A 17861-nucleotide genomic window follows, 5' to 3' on the forward strand; every position below is an offset into this window, starting at 1 on the left:
ATGAAGTTTGTCGTTCGAGGGCAAACGTATTATGTAGAAATGCACGGAAAGGGACAGCCCATTTTGTTGTTGCACGGATTTACAGGTAGTTGTCAAACGTGGCATCCGCTTGTTTCGATGTGGGAACAACATATGCAATGCATAGCAATTGACATTCTTGGTCATGGACAAACGGATGCTCCTTCTTCTGTACAACGATATCATATCGACATGGTTGCCCAAGATGTTGCTATGCTTTTGGAACAATTAGGAATAAAAAAAGCCCATGTGTTAGGGTATTCGATGGGTGGTCGGCTTGCATTAACATTTGCAGTTCGTTATCCTCAGTATGTACAAACATTAATATTAGAAAGTAGCTCTCCGGGGCTAAAGACGGAAGAAGAGCGCGTGAAGCGTCGGGAAGAAGATGAACGATTAGCACAGTTTATTGAACAACATGGTGTCGCTTCGTTTGTTGATCGGTGGGAGAACATCCCATTATTTTCTTCTTTAAAACGATTGTCCGAAGATGTACAACAGCGGTTAAGAGAAGAACGATTACAGCATACAGCAATTGGATTAGCGAACAGTTTGCGTGGCATGGGGACAGGAGCGCAACCTTCTTGGTGGGAAGCGTTGCCTCAATTGCTGTTCCCGACATTGTTGATTTGTGGTGAAGATGATGAAAAGTTTTGTCGAATTGCGTCAGAAATGGTACAATTATTACCAAACGGGACGCTCATCACCGTTCCGAATGCTGGGCACGTTGTGCATCTAGAGCAGCGTGAACGATTTTGTACACTTGTTCAACAATTTGTGTTAAGAGGAGGTTTATTGCATGGCGATTGAATGGGTAAAAGAAAGAGAATATGAAGATATTTTGTATGAAACATATAATGGCATTGCAAAAATTACAATTAACCGTCCAGAAGTACATAATGCGTTCCGGCCAAAAACCGTTATGGAGTTAATTGATGCGTTTGCGTATGCTCGTGACGATGCAAATATTGGAGTCATTATTTTAACAGGAGCAGGTGGCAAAGCGTTTTGCTCAGGTGGCGACCAAAAAGTGCGTGGGCATGGTGGATATGTAGGTGACGACCAAATTCCGCGTTTAAACGTATTAGACTTACAACGCTTAATTCGTGTCATTCCAAAACCAGTTATTGCGATGGTTGCAGGTTATGCGATCGGCGGTGGCCATGTGCTACATGTTGTTTGTGATTTAACTATCGCAGCAGACAACGCGATTTTCGGTCAAACAGGGCCGAAAGTTGGCAGCTTTGATGGAGGATATGGTGCTGGTTACTTAGCGCGTATTGTTGGACATAAAAAAGCTCGCGAAATTTGGTATTTATGTCGTCAATACAACGCTCAAGAAGCGTTAGAAATGGGATTAGTCAACAAAGTTGTTCCACTTGAACAATTAGAAGAAGAAACGGTGAAATGGGCGGAAGAAATTTTAGAAAAAAGTCCGACAGCTATTCGTTTCTTAAAAGCTGCGTTTAATGCAGATACAGATGGACTTGCAGGCATTCAACAACTTGCAGGGGATGCAACGCTCCTTTATTACACAACAGACGAAGCGAAAGAAGGACGCGATGCATTTAAAGAAAAACGGAAACCAGACTTTAAACAATTCCCGCGTTTTCCGTAAAATGAAGACAGCTTGATGTATGCACATCAAGCTGTTTTTTTGAAGGTGGTGTTAAGATGATTCCAAACTGGTTGCTTCAACGTGCATATTTAACGCCGAATCGTATAGCGATATATGATGAAACAGAAACCATTTCATTTGCTGAACTTCACGAACGGACGGCAAAAAGAGCAAGACAATTTGCTTATCTCGGTGTAAAAAAAGGGGATGTTGTCGCTATCTTAATGAAAAATAGCGCACATATGGTTGAAGTCATTCACGCCCTTCATTATATTGGTGCGATTGTTTTATTACAAAATGTACGTCTATCTGTGGAAGAAGTAAAATGGCAATTAGAACATAGTGGGGCGCGATTTGTCATTTGTGATGAACCGTTTCGAGATGAACGAGCGATCGAATGGGGGGAGTTTGTCAAACTTCGTGAACGAGATGAAAAATGTCAAACGATGTACAATTTAGACGATGTCGCAACAATTATGTACACATCGGGAACGACAGGAAAGCCAAAAGGGGTTATGCAAACGTACGGAAATCATTGGTGGAGTGCAATCGGTTCTGCTTTGAATCTCGGATTACGTGAAGATGATTGTTGGCTTGCAGCTGTTCCATTTTTTCATGTTAGCGGCTTATCGATTTTAATGCGGAGCGTTATTTATGGGATTGGTGTTTATATTATGTCGTCATTTGATGCGAAACGCATCAATGAGCTCATTTTTCAACAAAACATTACGATGATGTCCGCTGTAAGCACAATGGTGCAACAAATGATTCAAGAGTTAAAATATCCGTATCCTTCATCGTTTCGTTGTATGCTCGTTGGTGGTGGCCCTGTGCCACTTCCTTTGTTGCAATCATGTGCTGATTGGAATATACCGGTGTATCAAACGTACGGCATGACAGAAACCGCTTCGCAAGTAGCTACATTATCCCCAGACGCTCGCCATAAACACGGTTCAGCAGGAAAGCCGCTTTTCCATATGAACATTCGTATTGAAAAAGAGGGGAAACAACTGAATGCGAATGAAGTGGGAGAAATTGTTGTAAAAGGTCCGAGCGTCATGAAAGGGTATTGGAACAATGAGCAAGCAACAGCCGCTGTGTTAAAAGATGGTTGGTTATATACCGGAGATATCGGATATATGGATGACGAAGGGTTTTTATATGTGCTTGACCGACGTTCAGACTTAATTATTTCTGGTGGAGAAAACGTATATCCGGCTGAAATTGAATCGGTGCTTTTGCAACATGAGGCAGTAAAAGAAGCAGGTGTAGTCGGAGTTGCTGATGAAAGATGGGGGCAAGTGCCATGTGCGTTTGTCGTATTGCATGATGTAACAGCAACCGAAGAGCAATTAAAGCAGTTTTGTATGAATAAACTAGCGAAATATAAAGTGCCGAAGCGAATTTATATCGTTGATCATTTACCGCGCAATGCCGCAAACAAACTGATGCGCCATAAGTTGAAAAACTGGATCAATGAATAAGAGGAGGCAGCCGACGCCTCCTCTTATTGATATCCTTTTGCTGTTTCTTTCGTAATTTTTTCTTTAAACAATTTATAACTCCAAAGCTGATAGCCCACTACGATCGGCACCATGACGATAGCGACACCGAGCATAATTTTTAAGTTTAATTCACTCCCTGCGGCTTCAAAAAGCGTTGTACTATATTCATCATCGATGCGCGAAGGGAGCATGTTTGGGAACATGCCGATAAAGCCGGTGGCCATAAGCGTGAAAATGGTTAAGCAAATGTTTGTAAACGCAAGTCCAATTCGTTTTTGCCAGACGAACAATAGCATGAGCAATGCACATACGAAAGCTAGTGCGGGTACGATCCAAAGAATCGGTGCTTTCGTGAAATTATTGAATAGCGGCGTACGATTGCTTGTTGCAACGAAGAAAAGAGATAATACGACCGTTGCAACGACAGAAGCTGGACGAGCCACTTTATAAGCTCGTTCTGCTACATCTCCAACTGTTTTTAGCATGACCCATAGGGCACCAGAGATAGCAAATAAGCTAATAAATAATAAGCCGCCTAAAAGACCGTACGGATGAAGCAAGCTGAACAACGTTCCTTCATATCCAGATGGACCAATTTTTAAACCGTAAAACAAATTAGCAAAAGCAACACCAAACAGAAGCGCTAAAGCAAAACTACTAATAGTGAATGCCCATTTCCAGCTTTTTTGCCAAAGCGGCGCATCGTCTTTATGCATAAACTCTAATCCGGCTGCGCGGAAAAAGAGCGCGAATAAAATGAGCATCATCGGCGTATATAAGAAGCTGAATAAATCTGCATAAACGGCTGGAAATGCGGCAAACGTTGCCCCTCCAGCTGTAATTAACCAGACTTCATTTCCGCCCCAAAACGGTCCAACCGCTTCTTGCAACTGATTTCGCTCTTGACGGTTTCTAGCTAAAAACGGAAACAACATGCCTGTGCCGAGCGTATATCCATCTAACACAAAGTATATCGTCCAAATGAGTCCCCATAAGCCGAACCAAATGATCGCAACTGTTTCATGAGACATGTTGAACTTCCCCACCTTTCGTAGCCGTGGATGTGTACGGTCCTTTTTTCGCATATTTCAACATTAAGTACACGTCTGCAATAAGTAAAATAGTATAAAACAAAACTAAGCTGACGAGTGAGAAAACAATTTGTGAAAGCGAAATAGGTGATACGGCTTCAGCTGTGCGCATTAATCCATATACCGTCCACGGTTGACGCCCGACTTCCGCAACGACCCAGCCGGCATTGATAGCGACATACGGGAGCAATACAGAATACATGACAAGTTTTAAGAAACGTCGTGATTCAACTAATTTATTTTTACGATATAAGTAAAATCCGTACCAAAATAGAGCGACAAAGTATAGACCGAGTGCTACCATTAAACGAAATGAATAAAAGACGATGTTGACATTCGGACGTTCATCTTTTGGAATTTGATCAAATCCAACGACTTTCCCATCAAACGAGTGCGTATAAAAGTAGCTTCCGAGCTTTGGAATCGTTAAAAATTCAACGATGTTGCGCTCGTTTTTTGGGTCAGGAATTTGAATAATGTGAAATGGTAAACTTTCTTTTGTTTCCCACACGGCTTCGAGAGCTGCCCCTTTGGCAGGTTGCATTTTTGTCGCAAATGATGCGGATTTATGACCAATAAACGGTGTAGCTGTTGCCGCGATTAATCCTAAAATGAGCGCATATTTAAACGATTTTTCGAAAAACTCGACATGTTGTTTACGCAATAAATGCCAAGCACTAACCGCCATCACAAAAAATGCCCCAACGATATAACAGCTAACAACGGTATGAACGAACATATGCCATGCATATGGATTCGTTACAACTTCCCAAAAGTTTTGTAGTTCGATACGGCCGTTTCTTTCAATATATCCGACCGGATTTTGCATAAAGCCGTTTGCTGTGATAATCCAAAGTGCTGAAATGTTTGTACCAAGCGCCACCATCCAGATGGAGAAGGCACGAAGTTTTGGTGAAATTTTATCCTTCCCAAATAGCCAAATGCCCATAAATGTTGACTCTAAAAAGAAAGCAACGAGCGCTTCAATGGCTAGCGGAGAGCCGAAAATATCCCCCATATATTTCGAATACTCCGACCAGTTTGTCCCGAATTGAAATTCCATTGTAATTCCTGTTACAACACCGAGGACAAAGTTAATGGCAAACAGTTTCCCCCAAAAGTCTGCCATTTGTCGATAAAGCGGATTTTTTGTTCGCACATGTTGTGTTTCCATCCATGCAATCAAAACAATAAGACCAATTGTTAACGGGACGAATAAAAAATGATAAAAAACCGTAATGGCAAATTGAAAACGGCTAAGTAAAAGTACGTCGCTCATATATCCCCCTCCGATATACTAAATATTTTTCATATGTATAAGAGTAACCTCAATACGTGAAGAAGAGATGAGAGAAATGTTGCAAAACTGTGGCGATAATTTTAAAAAAATGTGTCTATCCACGATTATTAACATGAAAAAAGAGAAAACCTCTTGCTCATCGCAAGAGGTCGTGCTGTTATTCGGTCGGTTGGAACGTTTTACAGTCTGTTTCTGTGGAGCTTGTTGCCGTTGCGCCGGCGTGACTTACGACGTAGATTGCGTCTGCACTACATCGATTGCCTTGTGACCAAAACTGGCAGTTTTGCACTTCACAAAGTACATCTTTTGCCATCATACTCCCCTCCTTTCTTTATACTGATGTTAGTGTAGACAAAACGTTGACAAGACATAACATGAAAAAATGAGCAAAAATAGCGAGAATTTTTATCAACAAATGTTGACATAGATAATCATTCTCAATTAGAATGAAATTGTGCAATATAAGACAAAAAGTTGGAGGGAGTTATATGTCATCGTTATTAGTTGTTGGTGCGGATCATTTAGGAAACATTACAGATAAATTAAAAAGCTCAGGATTTAAGGAAATTATTCATTTAGATGGTCGAAAAGTGAATATGGTGAAACGACAAATACCGGAGCACGTCGATATCGTATTTGTTATGACTGATTATATTAACCATAATTTAGCGAAAGTCATTAAACAAAAAGCAAAAGATCAGCATAAACCCATTTACTTTGTCAAACGTTCATGGAGTTCCATTCAATCTGTTATTGAGCAAATGGGGGAGCTAAAACGAGTGAACTAAGGAGGAGAGGACATTGTGGCAATCGTTTTTAAATGAAGTATTAGCTTACCATTACAGCATATCTCCACCTCATCGTTCATCGCTTACGTTGCTAAAAGGAATTGAACGGGCAACATCATCGTTTCCGATCGCTTCTTGTGACTCTCCCGTGACATACTATAAAATGATTGCAAAAATGACGGATTACTTGCTTCGCTTTGTTGCCAATGATCGGTCATTTGTTCACATATTAGACGAGCACGATGTGTTAATTACTGCATCATGTACGTCTGACACATGCGTTGTCCCATCATGTATGAACGTTTTTGTTGTTGACCGCATTCCTTCATTGCGTGCTATACAACAATTTGAAAATAAATTCGGCCAAACACCGAAAACGGTTCGAATATATCATGTGATGAAAAATCGCTTATCTTATGTTACGCTGACAAGTGACACATATTGTACACGCCTGTTGTAAAAAACCGGGTCAATCACCCGGTTTTTTACAATTCGTCAAACCCATTAATATCGGTTGTTTTCGTGTATGAACGTGGACGAGCTTCGAAAAAGTCAGTTTTGCCTAAGTTCACATTTTCATCGCTAAAGACGCGAATCCAAGGCATAGCGTTTTCATCCGCATCGTAACGGTCTTCTAAGCCAAGCATGCGCAGCCGTTTGTTTCCGAGATATTCGATATATTTCTCCATTTCAATTACATCAATGCCATCAATGTCGCGCAACACAAAGCGCGACCATTCTGTTTCATAACGAATCGCTTCATCGATGTAATCATATATCCACGCTGAAAACGATCCGTCTTCGTCCAAATGAGGATTTTCCCATAATACAGCGCGTACGAGTTGGGAAATGAAGTAGCTATGGCATAGTTCGTCTTTATTAATATAGCTAATCATCGTTGATGTTTTCAGCATTTTTTGATTTCGCGCTAAGTTGTAAAAAAAGGCGAACCCGGAATAAAAATTAATTCCTTCTAAGACGAGCGAAGCGACAAGGGCACGGCAAAACGTTTCAACAGTTGGTCGTTCACGAAACGCTTCGTATACGCGAATGACGTGTTCGTTTCGCTTATAAATGTGCGGATTCGTGCGCGCCATTTCAAAGGCACGGTTTTGCTCGGATAGTTTCTCAATAGACGCAAGCACATACGAGTACGACTGATTATGGACGACTTCTTGTTGTTCGATAATCGAAAAAATCGCTTTGACGCTCGGATCGGTAATGTATTCTTTCATCGCTCCGATAAAGTTCGGTTGCACAGAGTCTAAAATCGAAAGCAACCCGATAATGTGTAAAAATGCATCGCGTTCCCGCTCACTTAAATGATGCCATTGTTTAATATCATCAGACATGTTAATTTCAAACGGGGTCCAAAAGTTGCCGAGCAACATTTTGTATATATCATAAAAATGGCTATATTTAATATCGTTCCAGTTTAAAATGCCGCTTGCTTTTCCGTTAATAATGCTTGTTGCTTTATTTGGATGCGACGGCTCGAGCAATTTTACTTTCGTCAATAACAAAACGTTCAACCTCCTTGAGTAGTTGGTGGACGAAAACAGCCGGCAAATGTTGTTGATGGCCGCGTGGGGATTGTTCAATTTTTAACGTGCCGAGCACCGTCGTCACTTTTCGTAAATGGTACGCCATTTCATCGACAGCGCGGCAATAGTATGGCCACATTTGATCTCCTGTACCAAACAGCGCAACAGGAGGCAAAGAAAGGTTTCGATCTTTAATAAGAAAACGAAGTATCGTTCTCATTTCATCCGGAAGTTGTCCATTTCCCCACGTATATGAACCGAATAAAACAAGTTGTGCTTCATGAATGAGCGATTCGATCGCAAACATATGTTCAACATTGATCGTTTTCACTGCATGTCCGGATGAGCAAAAAGCTTCTTCTATTAACAGCGCGACTTCTTTTGTGTTCCCTGTTTTCGATGTGTAACAAATAAGGACGTTCATTTTTTATCCCCCTACGATGAACAAACGTCGCATTCTTCAATCGTTACTGCGGTACTACGAACGTAATACGTCGATTTTAACCGCTCTTTCCATGCGGTGAGATGCAAGTCAAGCAAGTCTTTCGCTTTGATCGTGTTATATACATATAGATTAAAACTTAACGATTGATCGACATGTTTTTGTCTTGCTGCATTTTGACGAATGCTCATCTTTTGATCCACTTCATAGGCGTTATCGTAAAACCAAAACGTTTTTGCGTTTAAATCAGGGACGGTCACAGGAATTTTGTAATTTTTCTTTTCTTCAAAATATAAACGGTTAAACACAGGATCGCATGATGCCGTTCCGTTTGCTAAAACGGATGTTGAAGCGTTTGGCGCAGGCGCCATTAAATAGCCATTACGCATACCATATTGCATGACTTGCTTCTTCAATCCATCCCAGTCTAACTCATCATGGGAGGAATATCCACGAAGATCAAAGTATTTTCCTGTGTGCCAATCCGAGCCTTCAAATGCCGGATATGCTCCTTTTTCTTTCGCAAGCTCCATGCTCGCTTTGATCGTGAGGTAAGCAATTTTCTCGAACAACCGATCAGCCAGTCGTACACTTTCTTCGCTGTTCCATTTGATCCCTTTTAACGCTAATAAATGATGCCAAGAAAATGCTCCTAAGCCGATGGCGCGATATTTTTTATTTGTGATGACCGCTTGCAACACTTCAATTCGTTTTTCGTTTAAGTCGATAACGTTATCGAGCATGCGCACTTGAATCGGGATTAGCCGTTCTAACACATCATCTTGTACGGCGCGTGCTAAATGGATGCTCGATAAGTTGCAAACGACAAAGTCGCCCGGTTTTTTATGAACGATAATCTCTCCATCTTCTGTATATTCTTTTGTGACGATCGTTGGGCTCGTGTTTTGCATAATTTCTGTACATAAATTGCTAGAATAAATCATGCCTGCGTGTTTATTCGGGTTCATGCGATTCGCTTCATCACGATAGAACATATAAGGCGTGCCCGTTTCTAACTGAGACTTTAATATTCGTTTCATAATTTCGATAGCAGGAACACGCTCTTTACTTAACGCTCGATGATTCACACACTCCTCATATTTTTCACGGAACGAACCAGCTCCGCGTTCTTCATCATAAAAGTCTTCCAATCCTAATGGGTTTCCATTTTTATCTTTCCATCCCATTACTTTTTTCACTTCATGTGGGTCAAATAAATACCAATCGCCACGCTTTTCGACTTGTTCCATAAATAAGTCAGGAATGCATACGCCATAAAATAAATCATGAGCTTTTGTTCGTTCGTCTCCGTTGTTTAGCTTCGCGTCTAAAAACGAGAAAATGTCTTTATGCCAAACGTCTAAATATACCGCGATGCTTCCTTGTCGCGTACCGAGTTGGTCAACCGATACAGCGGTATTGTTTAATTGGCGCATCCAAGGAATGACGCCAGAGGAGACGCCTTTAAATCCTTTAATATCGGAATTGCGCGCACGAATTTTTCCTAAATATACGCCAATTCCTCCACCGCCTTTTGATAGACGAGCGACATCCGTATTCGACTCATAAATGCCAATTAAACTATCGTCTACTGTATCAATAAAACAACTCGATAATTGACCATATGACTTCCCAGCGTTTGCGTAAGTTGGCGTAGCGACGGTCATATATTGATTAGATAACGCCCAATACGCTTCTTTCGCTAGTGCCATTCGTTTTGTCGGATGTTCATATGCCATTAATGTTAAAGCAATCGTTAAAAAGCGCTCTTGGGGCAGTTCGTAAATCTCGCCGCTATACCCTTTCGCTAAATAGCGATCAACGAGCGTTTTTAATCCGATGTATGTAAATAGCTCGTCCTTTTTCGCGTCGATCCATGTGCTCGCTTCTTGCAGTTCTTTTTTCGTATATCGTTCTAATAAAAAAGAGTCGTAAATGCCGAGATCAACAAGCATTGTTTGCAATTCATAAAAGTAGCGATATGTGTCGGATACATCATAGCCACGATTTTTAGCTGCTTCGTCGTATAGCTGTTGCAAATAAAGACGAGCTGCAACAAACGTCCAATCCGGCTGTTCTACTGTGATTTCATCAAGCGCATTTAAAATGAGTTTATTCATCATATCGTTGTATCGCTGCGTATGGGCAAGTGCCCGGACAGTACGTTCGATGTATCGCTCGCTCGCTAAGTGCGGAAAGTCTTTGAAAATAGGAAACAATAATGTGCGGATCGTTTCTTCATTTACTTCTGTTTGTTGTTTTATGTACACCATATAACATCCCTTCCCCTAAAAAATAAAAACATCCGCTCTCGTTGAGCGGATGAAACGATGGAAAAAGGCATGCTTTCACCATCGTTTCATCTTCTCAATCCCCGAAGAATATGAAACGATACAAGGAAGGCAGGTCTCCTGACTCGCGCTTCTTCCTACTTTGGATTCCTTCCCATATATGCGCCTGAAAAGCTGACATATACAGTGGTGTTGTTTCCATTTCGTCTGCGCACACAGTTGCGGGGACAGCTCTGGATTCGCACCAGATTCCCTATTAAGTCCGTTCGGACACCTTCACTTGCCGGTTTCAATATATAGTTGTTGTTTTGTTTATTCATCACAATATGTTGTATAAAAAGGTTTACGTTTAAAACTATAACGAAAAATTTCAACATTTGCAATCATTATTTTTCATCATTTGCTAAATAGCGCCGGTCTTTCATAAACAGCCGCCAAAAATAAATGAAACCTGGAAATAAAATTGCAAAGCCGACGATGTACGTCACAAAAAGAGCACGAAACGTATTCGGATGCGTAAATCCGGATTCGATTGTCACATTCGGATAAATCATATACGGTAAATGAGCTTTTCCGTATGCGTAACTTGCACAAAAATATTGCAAGACGATGGCTACAACCGCAAGGCGTGGCATTCCACGTCCGTTTTTCTTTTTCCATGATGGAAGAAAAAGCGCCCCACCAGCTAAGAGAAATAACATGACAGAAGCGGCAAGCCACGGCCAACGTGCAATCATTCCGTCATATAGCCAACGCGCTTCATTTCGCATCGTGACCATAATGAGAATAGAGGAGAGCAAAGCGAACGGACCGATGATGAGCGCATCGCGGCGATAAATCGTATACGCTTCGATTTCATTTGCTTCGTTTGAGTAGTCTGCTAATAAAAGCGACGAAAGAAAGAGTGTACTTGTAATCGCAAAGGCGATAAACGCATATTCATGTGGGCTTGTAAATAGGCGATCGAGCCGAAGACGATTGACATCATTCATTGTTTCAACAAAAGACCCGTGTGTAATTGGTAACACGCTAATTAAAAACGCTGGAATAAGCAAACCGCTTATGCCAGAAATGTAAACGAGCACTTTTTCATATTTAGGAGCAACGTGTGAAAAGACGAGGAACGCACTACGTACAGTAAGCAAAAGTAAAATAATGCTTCCCGGGATAAGTAAAATGGTTCCAAGCATAAACGTTGCTCCAGGAAAAAAGCTGACGAGCGCCACGACGATGGCAACGATAAAGACGTTCGTCACTTCCCATGTCGGCGACAAATATCGGTTTGCGATTTTCGTTGCTTTCGTTTGTGGACGATTGATATATACCATTGACCAAAACCCTGCTCCAAAGTCCATTGTCGCCATGACCGCGTAAATAAAAATAAATCCCCATAAAATTGAAATGGCAATTAATTCATCTGTCATCATCTTGCTCCTTTCTACATGTGCGTAGATAAGTGTTGTTCAATCGGATGGCGGCGGAAATACGAGCGCAAGACGAGCACGACCGCGATGAGTAAAAATACGTAAATGGACGTAAACAGAAGAAAAAGCGTTCCTAAATTTGTTGATTGTGTTACAGCTTCTGCCGTTGTCATCATGCGATAAATGACCCAAGGCTGTCTCCCTGTGCAAGCAAAAATCCAGCCAAATTCAATGCCGAGAAGAGCGAGCGGTCCAGCAGTAACAACTGTCCACATAAACCAGTTCGGAAATATGTGTTGTTTTCTTATGCGATGCCAAACGAATCCGACAATCGAAAGAAGGAGAAGAAACATGCCAATTCCGACCATTGCATTAAAAAGTGTATGGACAAACAACGGTGGCCACCATTCTTCTGGAAAATCATTTAACCCGACAACGACGGTATCGAAACGATTGCCTGCTAAAAAGCTAAGCAACCATGGAATTTCAATTCCCCATTTGACTGTTTGTGTTTCACGGTCCGTAAAACCGCCGATGACGAGCGGGGCGTGCGACTGTGTTTCAAACAATCCTTCAGCAGCAGCTAATTTTTCTGGTTGATATTCATGAAGAAGTTGAGCCGATTCGTGCCCGTTTATGGCTGTTAGTAAAGAAAATACGCCGCCAACTGTTAAACCGAGCATGAGCGCTTTTTTATAAAAAAGTTGGATGCGTTCATGGTGTCTATTTTTCAACATGTGATATGCTGCGATTGAAGCGATCGTAAACGCACCTGTCATATACGCTGACAAAACGACGTGTGTTGCTGTGACGGCAAAGCTTGGATTAAAAAATGCTTCCCACGGATTAACGTCAACAATTTGCCCATTTTCGATACGAAAGCCTGTCGGTGTTCCTTCAAAAGCGTGAACGTTCGTAATTAAAATGGCAGAAGCGGCTGCTCCGATGGCAACAAGCGTCAAGCTGATGATGCGCATCGTTGGAGAAATGCGGTCAGCTGCGTATACGTAAATAGATAAAAATAACGCTTCGACGAAAAACGCATAAATCTCGATTTGAAACGGCAGCGCCATCACTTTACCGACCACTTCCATAAAGCCTGGCCATAAAAGTGAAAGTTGTACTCCTGCGATAGTACCAGACGGAATCGCTACGCCAAGCAAAATAGCGAGCGCTTTTGTCCAACGATTTGCCATAAGGGCATAGTCATTGTCTTTCGTTTTTTGATATAGTAGCTCGGCAAATAAAATCATAAGCGGAATACCGACCCCAAGCGTCGCAAAAATAATATGAAACGCCATCGTTGTGCCAAATAACGTTCTTGCTGTTAATACGTGATCCATACCGAAATGTTCATCCCTTTCCATACATTGTCGTTTCCTAGTTTGATTTGAAAAGGGAAAAAATATGCAAAAAAATAAGCGACCGTAACGATCGCTTATTGTAATGCTTTTTTTAATGCCGATATATTGTCATTCATGATCGCAAAGTAATCTTTGTTGTTTGCGATATCATCGTTTGTGCGCGCCTCTAAGTTGTGAAGAATGAGTACATCCGCTCCAATTTCATTTTTTACGACTTCAGCAATTTTTGATGTAACATTTTGTTCAAAAAAGATATACTGTATGTCGTGCTCTTTTGCTTTTTTAATGATAGAAGTAAGCTGTTTTTGTGACGGCTCATTTGTCGGTGATAGTCCAGTCACGCTTATTTGTTTTAAGCCGTATCGTTTCTCCCAATAGCCGTATGCGGCATGAGCAACAAGAATATTTTTTCTTTTCGCCTCTTTCATCAATTGTTGAAATTGTTGATCGAGTTGTTCAAGCTGCTGTTTTAACGAAGTGAAGTTTTGTTCAAAATCGTCTTTCGCTTCAGGTTTAAGTTCTGTTAACGTTTGTTTAATCGTTTCGGCCATTTGAATGGAATAAATCGGATCTAACCAGACGTGCGGATCGATATCTCCGTGAACATGTTCATCTTCATGGGCATGTTCATCTTCATGGGCATGTTCATCTTCATGGGCATGTTCATCTTCATGGGCATGTTCATCTTCATGGGCATGTTCGTCTTCATGATTGTGATTGGATGGAAGCAATTGTATGTTTTCCGTTGCTTGTACGAACTTCACACGCTCATTTTCTAGCGTTTTGCTCATACGATCGACAAATCCTTCCATTCCTTGACTGATGTAAATGAGAGCGTGCGCATCAGCAATTTGTTGCATCGTTTTTGCTGTTGGCTCATATGTGTGTGCATCGACGCCAGGAGGGTATACACTTTCGACACGAACGTGCTCGCCACCAATTTTTTCGGTAAAGTCTTGAAGTGGGTACACCGTTGTATAAATGATAAGTTGATCGTCTGTTTCTTTGCTAGTTGATGGAGTTGCATTGTCCTTTTGATTGCAACCAAATAATGTGAGTGTGCTTGCAAGTATAATAGTTAACATTGCACGTAATTTCATGTTTTTTTCCTCCTCTCGAAAAAGAAGGATGTTTATGAAAACATCCTTTTTCTCCTAGCTTATTATATCGTAATCGTTACGATTTGAAAACTATGATGCACTTGTAAATGGTGGAAGCGGATCAACAAAAGTAGACCAATCTTGTTTCATTTCTTCGTCTGTTAATAAACATGCATCAAGAGAAGAAGAAACCGTTTGTTCATCCATATCAATGCCGATCAATACGAGCTCTGTCATGCGATCGCCGTACGTATCGTCCCATTTTGCACGCAACTCTGGTTCTTCTTGCAAAATTTGTTCCCGTTCATGTGGAGGATATGTTGCAATCCATTCCCCAGCCCCTTGAATCATAATGGACGGTCCAGCTTGTGAAAGAAGTCCGCACATATTGTTGCGGGAAGCGAGCCAGAAAAAGCCTTTGGCGCGAACGATTTCAACTGGCCATTGTTCGAGCCAATGCATAAGCCGTTCGGGATGAAACGGGCGACGGCGGCGATATACGAAAGAAGAAATGCCGTATTCCTCTGTTTCTGGTGTATGCTCTTCATTTAGTTCTTTGATCCATCCAGCTGATTGACTCGCTTTTTCGAAGTCAAATAAACGAGTGTTTAAAATGTCACGAAGCGCCACTTTTCCGTATGTTGTTCGAATGATTTTTGCTTCTGGGTTTAATTTACGAAGGAGCGCTTCTAATTCGTCTGCATCTTCTTCAGAAATGCAGTCGATTTTATTTAAAATAAGCACGTTTGCAAATTCAATTTGATCAATTAGTAAATCGACAACTTCACGCGTATCTGTTTCGTCGACCGCCTGTTTGCGATCTAATAACGTTTCACCGGAGGCAAAATCATGCCAAAAACGATTGGCATCGACGACGGTAACCATCGTATCTAATCGACATGTTGACGTTAAATCAATGCCAAACTCCTCATCGATGTACGTAAACGTTTGAGCGACAGGAATCGGTTCGCTAATACCGGATGATTCGATGACGATGTAATCAATGTCTCCAGCGTTAACAAGTTTTTCGACTTCTTTCATTAAATCTTCTCGTAACGTACAGCAAATACAGCCGTTTTGAATTTGCACAAGCTTTTCTTCTGTACGTGAAAACCCGCCTTGTTTAATGAGCTCAGCGTCGATATTCACCTCGCTCATGTCGTTGACGATAACAGCAATTTTTAACCCTTCACGATTGTTTAAAATATGATTAAGCAACGTTGTTTTTCCAGAACCTAAATATCCGCTTAATACGGTTACAGGCACTTTCATATCATGTTTCTCCTTTCTTAAAACGTAATTATTACGATTTACAACGTCTATCATATCGAAAAAAAAGAGAAAGAACAACTATTTTTGCTCTTTCTCTGGGACAGGATCAAATCCACCAGGATGAAGCGGATGGCATTTTAAGATACGTTTAATCGTTAAATAGCCACCTTTCAGTGCACCGAAACGGCGAATGGCTTCTAATCCGTAATGTGAACAAGTCGGATAAAAGCGGCACGTCGGCGGTTTTAAAGGGGAAATGAACCGTTGGTAAAAACGAATAAGTAAAATGAGCATATGTTTCATATCATACACCTACCCCTATTTTTGCTTATTGTAACATAGTTGAATGAAGTCATTCCAACAAAAAAAGATGAAAAAAGTCGGACTTTTGTGTATGATAAAAACGTAACATTTGAAAAAGAGGTGAGAGGTATGCCTTCAGTAGAAAGTTTTGAGCTTGATCATTGTGCGGTCAAAGCACCGTACGTTCGCCATTGCGGCGTTCATAAAGTTGGCAGCGACGGTGTTGTGAATAAATTTGATATTCGTTTTTGTCAGCCTAACAAAGAAGCAATGCAGCCTGCAGCGATTCATACGCTCGAGCATTTGCTAGCGGTGCACATTCGTAAGCACGCCGAAAAATACGACCATTTTGATATTATTGATATTTCGCCAATGGGATGTCAAACAGGCTATTATTTAGTCGTTAGCGGCACGCCAACCGTTGAAGAAATTATTGACTTGCTAGAGGCAACAATGAATGAGGCGCTAACCGTCACAGAAGTGCCAGCTGCAACAGAAAAAGAGTGTGGCCAAGCGAAGTTGCATGATTTAGAAGAAGCAAAGCGACTCATGCGCTACTGGCTATCGCAACCAAAAGAAGAATTGAAAAAAGTGTTTGGCTAAAAAACAAAGGTTCAGGCGTCACATGTCTGAACCTTTGTTTTTTTCAGTTGGCAACTCATCGATAGTATGTTTGTATTTGTATGCTTTTGAAATCGTTAAAACGCTTAAGATGAGCACGACAAATACGATGATGATGGAAATGATAAAAGTGAGCAACATATGCAACCCTCCATATTCTATATTAATGTAAAAGCGTATTATTTTCCAAAACTTTTTTTGTTTGCTACAATGAAGAAGGGGAAAGTTTATACTTGAGGAGGGAATGAATATGAAGGAAAAATTAATTGACATTGTAAACAAACAAATTGCGAATTGGAACGTATTATATGTGAAACTGCACAACTACCATTGGTATGTGAAAGGTCCACAATTTTTTACGTTGCATACAAAATTTGAAGAGCTATACAATGAAGCTGCACTACATATTGATGAATTAGCGGAGCGTTTATTGGCGCTAGGTGGAAAGCCGTTAGCGACGATGAAAGAGTATTTAGCGGTAGCGTCTGTACATGAAGCAAAAGGAAATGAAACAGCCGAGGAAATGGTGGCAGAAATCGTTCGTGATTTTGAAACGATGATTCATGAGCTCAAAGACGGCATGGATTATGCTGGAGAAATTAATGATGAAACGACAGGTGATATGCTTTTAGGCATTCATCAAAGTTTAGAAAAACACGTGTGGATGTTAAAATCGTTTCTTGGATAAGGTGGGATTCCCCACCTTTTTCTTGTTCCATCACTTTGAAGGTAATAGGGGATTGTCCTATGCTTTTTTTGCATGAAAACAAATGGATCGACCCACACTAACCGTAACAAATGGAAAAGAGGTGGGGCGATGAAAAAAACGTATTATGTGTCGGTGGCACGCGGTGAAATTTCGCAGGTAAAAACTGCTTCGCCGTGGGAATTTCGAATTGAAGCGACAGATGAAGAAATTATTCAATTGCGAGAGTATTTTGATGAAATGTATTCATCCGATTGGCAATCGTTTTGGCGCGCACATGTGCCATATGTGCAATATCATTATGACCGTCCGAATGATGGGTACGATCATGCGATAAAAAAAGTGTACGAACTCATTTATGAGCTTGGAGATGAAGAAGCGAGACAACAAATTGAAACGATGGGAGTCATCCAGTCATAAAAGCTGTCTGCCATTTGATTGTGTGGTACAATGAAGAAAACATGCAGTTGAGGG

At 41.0% G+C, this 17861-nt stretch carries 20 protein-coding genes and 1 riboswitch; of the genes, 8 read left to right on the top strand and 12 right to left on the bottom strand.

The annotated features are described in order from the left end of the window. The 3 genes from menH to HNR63_RS06745 are packed head-to-tail and all read left to right on the top strand — an operon-like array spanning position 1 to position 3120. Positions 1 to 828, top strand: coding sequence for a 2-succinyl-6-hydroxy-2,4-cyclohexadiene-1-carboxylate synthase (gene menH, locus HNR63_RS06735; protein ID WP_181520239.1), 828 nt, complete (start codon positions 1 to 3; stop codon positions 826 to 828). After that, positions 818 to 1636: a 1,4-dihydroxy-2-naphthoyl-CoA synthase gene (gene menB, locus HNR63_RS06740; protein ID WP_035048670.1), complete on the top strand. Its 819-nt coding sequence runs from the start codon at positions 818 to 820 to the stop codon at positions 1634 to 1636. The genes menH and menB overlap by 11 nt, the downstream gene beginning before the upstream one ends. A gap of 56 nt (positions 1637 to 1692) precedes the next feature. After that, a complete protein-coding gene (locus tag HNR63_RS06745; RefSeq protein WP_181520240.1) occupies positions 1693 to 3120 on the top strand; it encodes an o-succinylbenzoate--CoA ligase in 1428 nt (475 codons plus the stop codon). Between the two features lie 23 nt (positions 3121 to 3143). On the opposite strand, the gene cydB is transcribed toward HNR63_RS06745, so the two are convergent. From cydB to HNR63_RS06760, 3 genes are all read right to left on the bottom strand, one after another. Beyond that, positions 3144 to 4172, bottom strand: a complete 1029-nt coding sequence (gene cydB / locus HNR63_RS06750; protein ID WP_181520241.1) for a cytochrome d ubiquinol oxidase subunit II — start codon at positions 4170 to 4172, stop codon at positions 3144 to 3146. Then, a complete protein-coding gene (locus HNR63_RS06755; protein ID WP_181520242.1) occupies positions 4162 to 5511 on the bottom strand; it encodes a cytochrome ubiquinol oxidase subunit I in 1350 nt (449 codons plus the stop codon). Before HNR63_RS06755 ends, cydB begins: the two co-directional genes overlap by 11 nt. A 178-nt stretch (positions 5512 to 5689) precedes the next feature. Then, positions 5690 to 5845: a DUF1540 domain-containing protein gene (locus tag HNR63_RS06760; protein ID WP_069201719.1), complete on the bottom strand. Its 156-nt coding sequence runs from the start codon at positions 5843 to 5845 to the stop codon at positions 5690 to 5692. Positions 5846 to 6020: 175 nt separating this feature from the next. On the opposite strand from HNR63_RS06760, the gene HNR63_RS06765 reads away from it, so the two are divergent. Together HNR63_RS06765 and HNR63_RS06770 are read left to right on the top strand one after the other, a co-directional pair. Then, positions 6021 to 6320 carry a DUF2325 domain-containing protein gene (locus HNR63_RS06765; RefSeq protein ID WP_035048676.1) on the top strand — a complete coding sequence of 100 codons (300 nt, stop codon included), beginning with the start codon at positions 6021 to 6023 and terminating at the stop codon, positions 6318 to 6320. A gap of 13 nt (positions 6321 to 6333) precedes the next feature. Beyond that, on the top strand, positions 6334 to 6780 hold the full coding sequence (locus HNR63_RS06770; protein ID WP_181520243.1) for a diverged REC-like domain-containing protein: 447 nt from the start codon (positions 6334 to 6336) through the stop codon (positions 6778 to 6780). A gap of 25 nt (positions 6781 to 6805) precedes the next feature. Here the strand turns inward: HNR63_RS06770 and HNR63_RS06775 are convergent, their stop codons facing one another. From HNR63_RS06775 to yidD, 8 genes are all read right to left on the bottom strand, one after another. Beyond that, complete coding sequence (locus tag HNR63_RS06775; protein WP_085789168.1) at positions 6806 to 7843, bottom strand: ribonucleotide-diphosphate reductase subunit beta; 1038 nt, start codon at positions 7841 to 7843, stop codon at positions 6806 to 6808. Beyond that, positions 7797 to 8288, bottom strand: a complete 492-nt coding sequence (locus HNR63_RS06780) for a flavodoxin domain-containing protein (RefSeq protein ID WP_181520244.1) — start codon at positions 8286 to 8288, stop codon at positions 7797 to 7799. The genes HNR63_RS06775 and HNR63_RS06780 overlap by 47 nt, the downstream gene beginning before the upstream one ends. An 11-nt stretch (positions 8289 to 8299) precedes the next feature. Continuing rightward, entirely contained in the window at positions 8300 to 10579 is a 2280-nt protein-coding gene (locus tag HNR63_RS06785) for a ribonucleoside-diphosphate reductase subunit alpha (protein WP_181520245.1), read from the bottom strand. A 110-nt stretch (positions 10580 to 10689) separates the two neighbouring features. Next, positions 10690 to 10890, bottom strand: a riboswitch (cobalamin riboswitch). Positions 10891 to 10983: 93 nt separating this feature from the next. Next, positions 10984 to 12021 carry a cytochrome d ubiquinol oxidase subunit II gene (locus HNR63_RS06790; RefSeq protein ID WP_181520397.1) on the bottom strand — a complete coding sequence of 346 codons (1038 nt, stop codon included), beginning with the start codon at positions 12019 to 12021 and terminating at the stop codon, positions 10984 to 10986. A 14-nt stretch (positions 12022 to 12035) separates the two neighbouring features. Then, a complete protein-coding gene (locus HNR63_RS06795; protein ID WP_281363170.1) occupies positions 12036 to 13388 on the bottom strand; it encodes a cytochrome ubiquinol oxidase subunit I in 1353 nt (450 codons plus the stop codon). Positions 13389 to 13459: 71 nt separating this feature from the next. Continuing rightward, entirely contained in the window at positions 13460 to 14485 is a 1026-nt protein-coding gene (locus HNR63_RS06800) for a metal ABC transporter substrate-binding protein (RefSeq protein WP_181520246.1), read from the bottom strand. A gap of 90 nt (positions 14486 to 14575) precedes the next feature. Beyond that, a complete protein-coding gene (locus tag HNR63_RS06805; RefSeq protein WP_181520247.1) occupies positions 14576 to 15757 on the bottom strand; it encodes a GTP-binding protein in 1182 nt (393 codons plus the stop codon). A 78-nt stretch (positions 15758 to 15835) separates the two neighbouring features. After that, the gene (gene yidD / locus HNR63_RS06810) at positions 15836 to 16060 is read right to left on the bottom strand and encodes a membrane protein insertion efficiency factor YidD (RefSeq protein ID WP_021095546.1); all 225 of its coding nucleotides are present in this window, start codon (positions 16058 to 16060) and stop codon (positions 15836 to 15838) included. 129 nt (positions 16061 to 16189) lie between these two features. Between yidD and HNR63_RS06815 the strand changes: the two genes are divergently transcribed. Continuing rightward, positions 16190 to 16663, top strand: a complete 474-nt coding sequence (locus HNR63_RS06815) for an S-ribosylhomocysteine lyase (protein WP_181520248.1) — start codon at positions 16190 to 16192, stop codon at positions 16661 to 16663. Positions 16664 to 16681: 18 nt separating this feature from the next. Here the strand turns inward: HNR63_RS06815 and ytzI are convergent, their stop codons facing one another. Then, positions 16682 to 16822, bottom strand: coding sequence for a YtzI protein (gene ytzI / locus HNR63_RS06820; protein ID WP_021095548.1), 141 nt, complete (start codon positions 16820 to 16822; stop codon positions 16682 to 16684). A 109-nt stretch (positions 16823 to 16931) separates the two neighbouring features. Here ytzI and HNR63_RS06825 point away from each other — a divergent pair, with 109 nt between their 5' ends. Beyond that, positions 16932 to 17369 (top strand): Dps family protein, encoded by a 438-nt coding sequence (locus HNR63_RS06825; RefSeq protein WP_042534695.1) that lies wholly within the window; start codon positions 16932 to 16934, stop codon positions 17367 to 17369. 129 nt (positions 17370 to 17498) lie between these two features. Continuing rightward, positions 17499 to 17807, top strand: a complete 309-nt coding sequence (locus tag HNR63_RS06830; protein WP_021095550.1) for a hypothetical protein — start codon at positions 17499 to 17501, stop codon at positions 17805 to 17807. Positions 17808 to 17861: the final 54 nt, after the last annotated feature.

Source organism: Anoxybacillus ayderensis (genome assembly GCF_013761015.1).
In the GTDB taxonomy this organism is placed as follows: domain Bacteria; phylum Bacillota; class Bacilli; order Bacillales; family Anoxybacillaceae; genus Anoxybacillus; species Anoxybacillus ayderensis.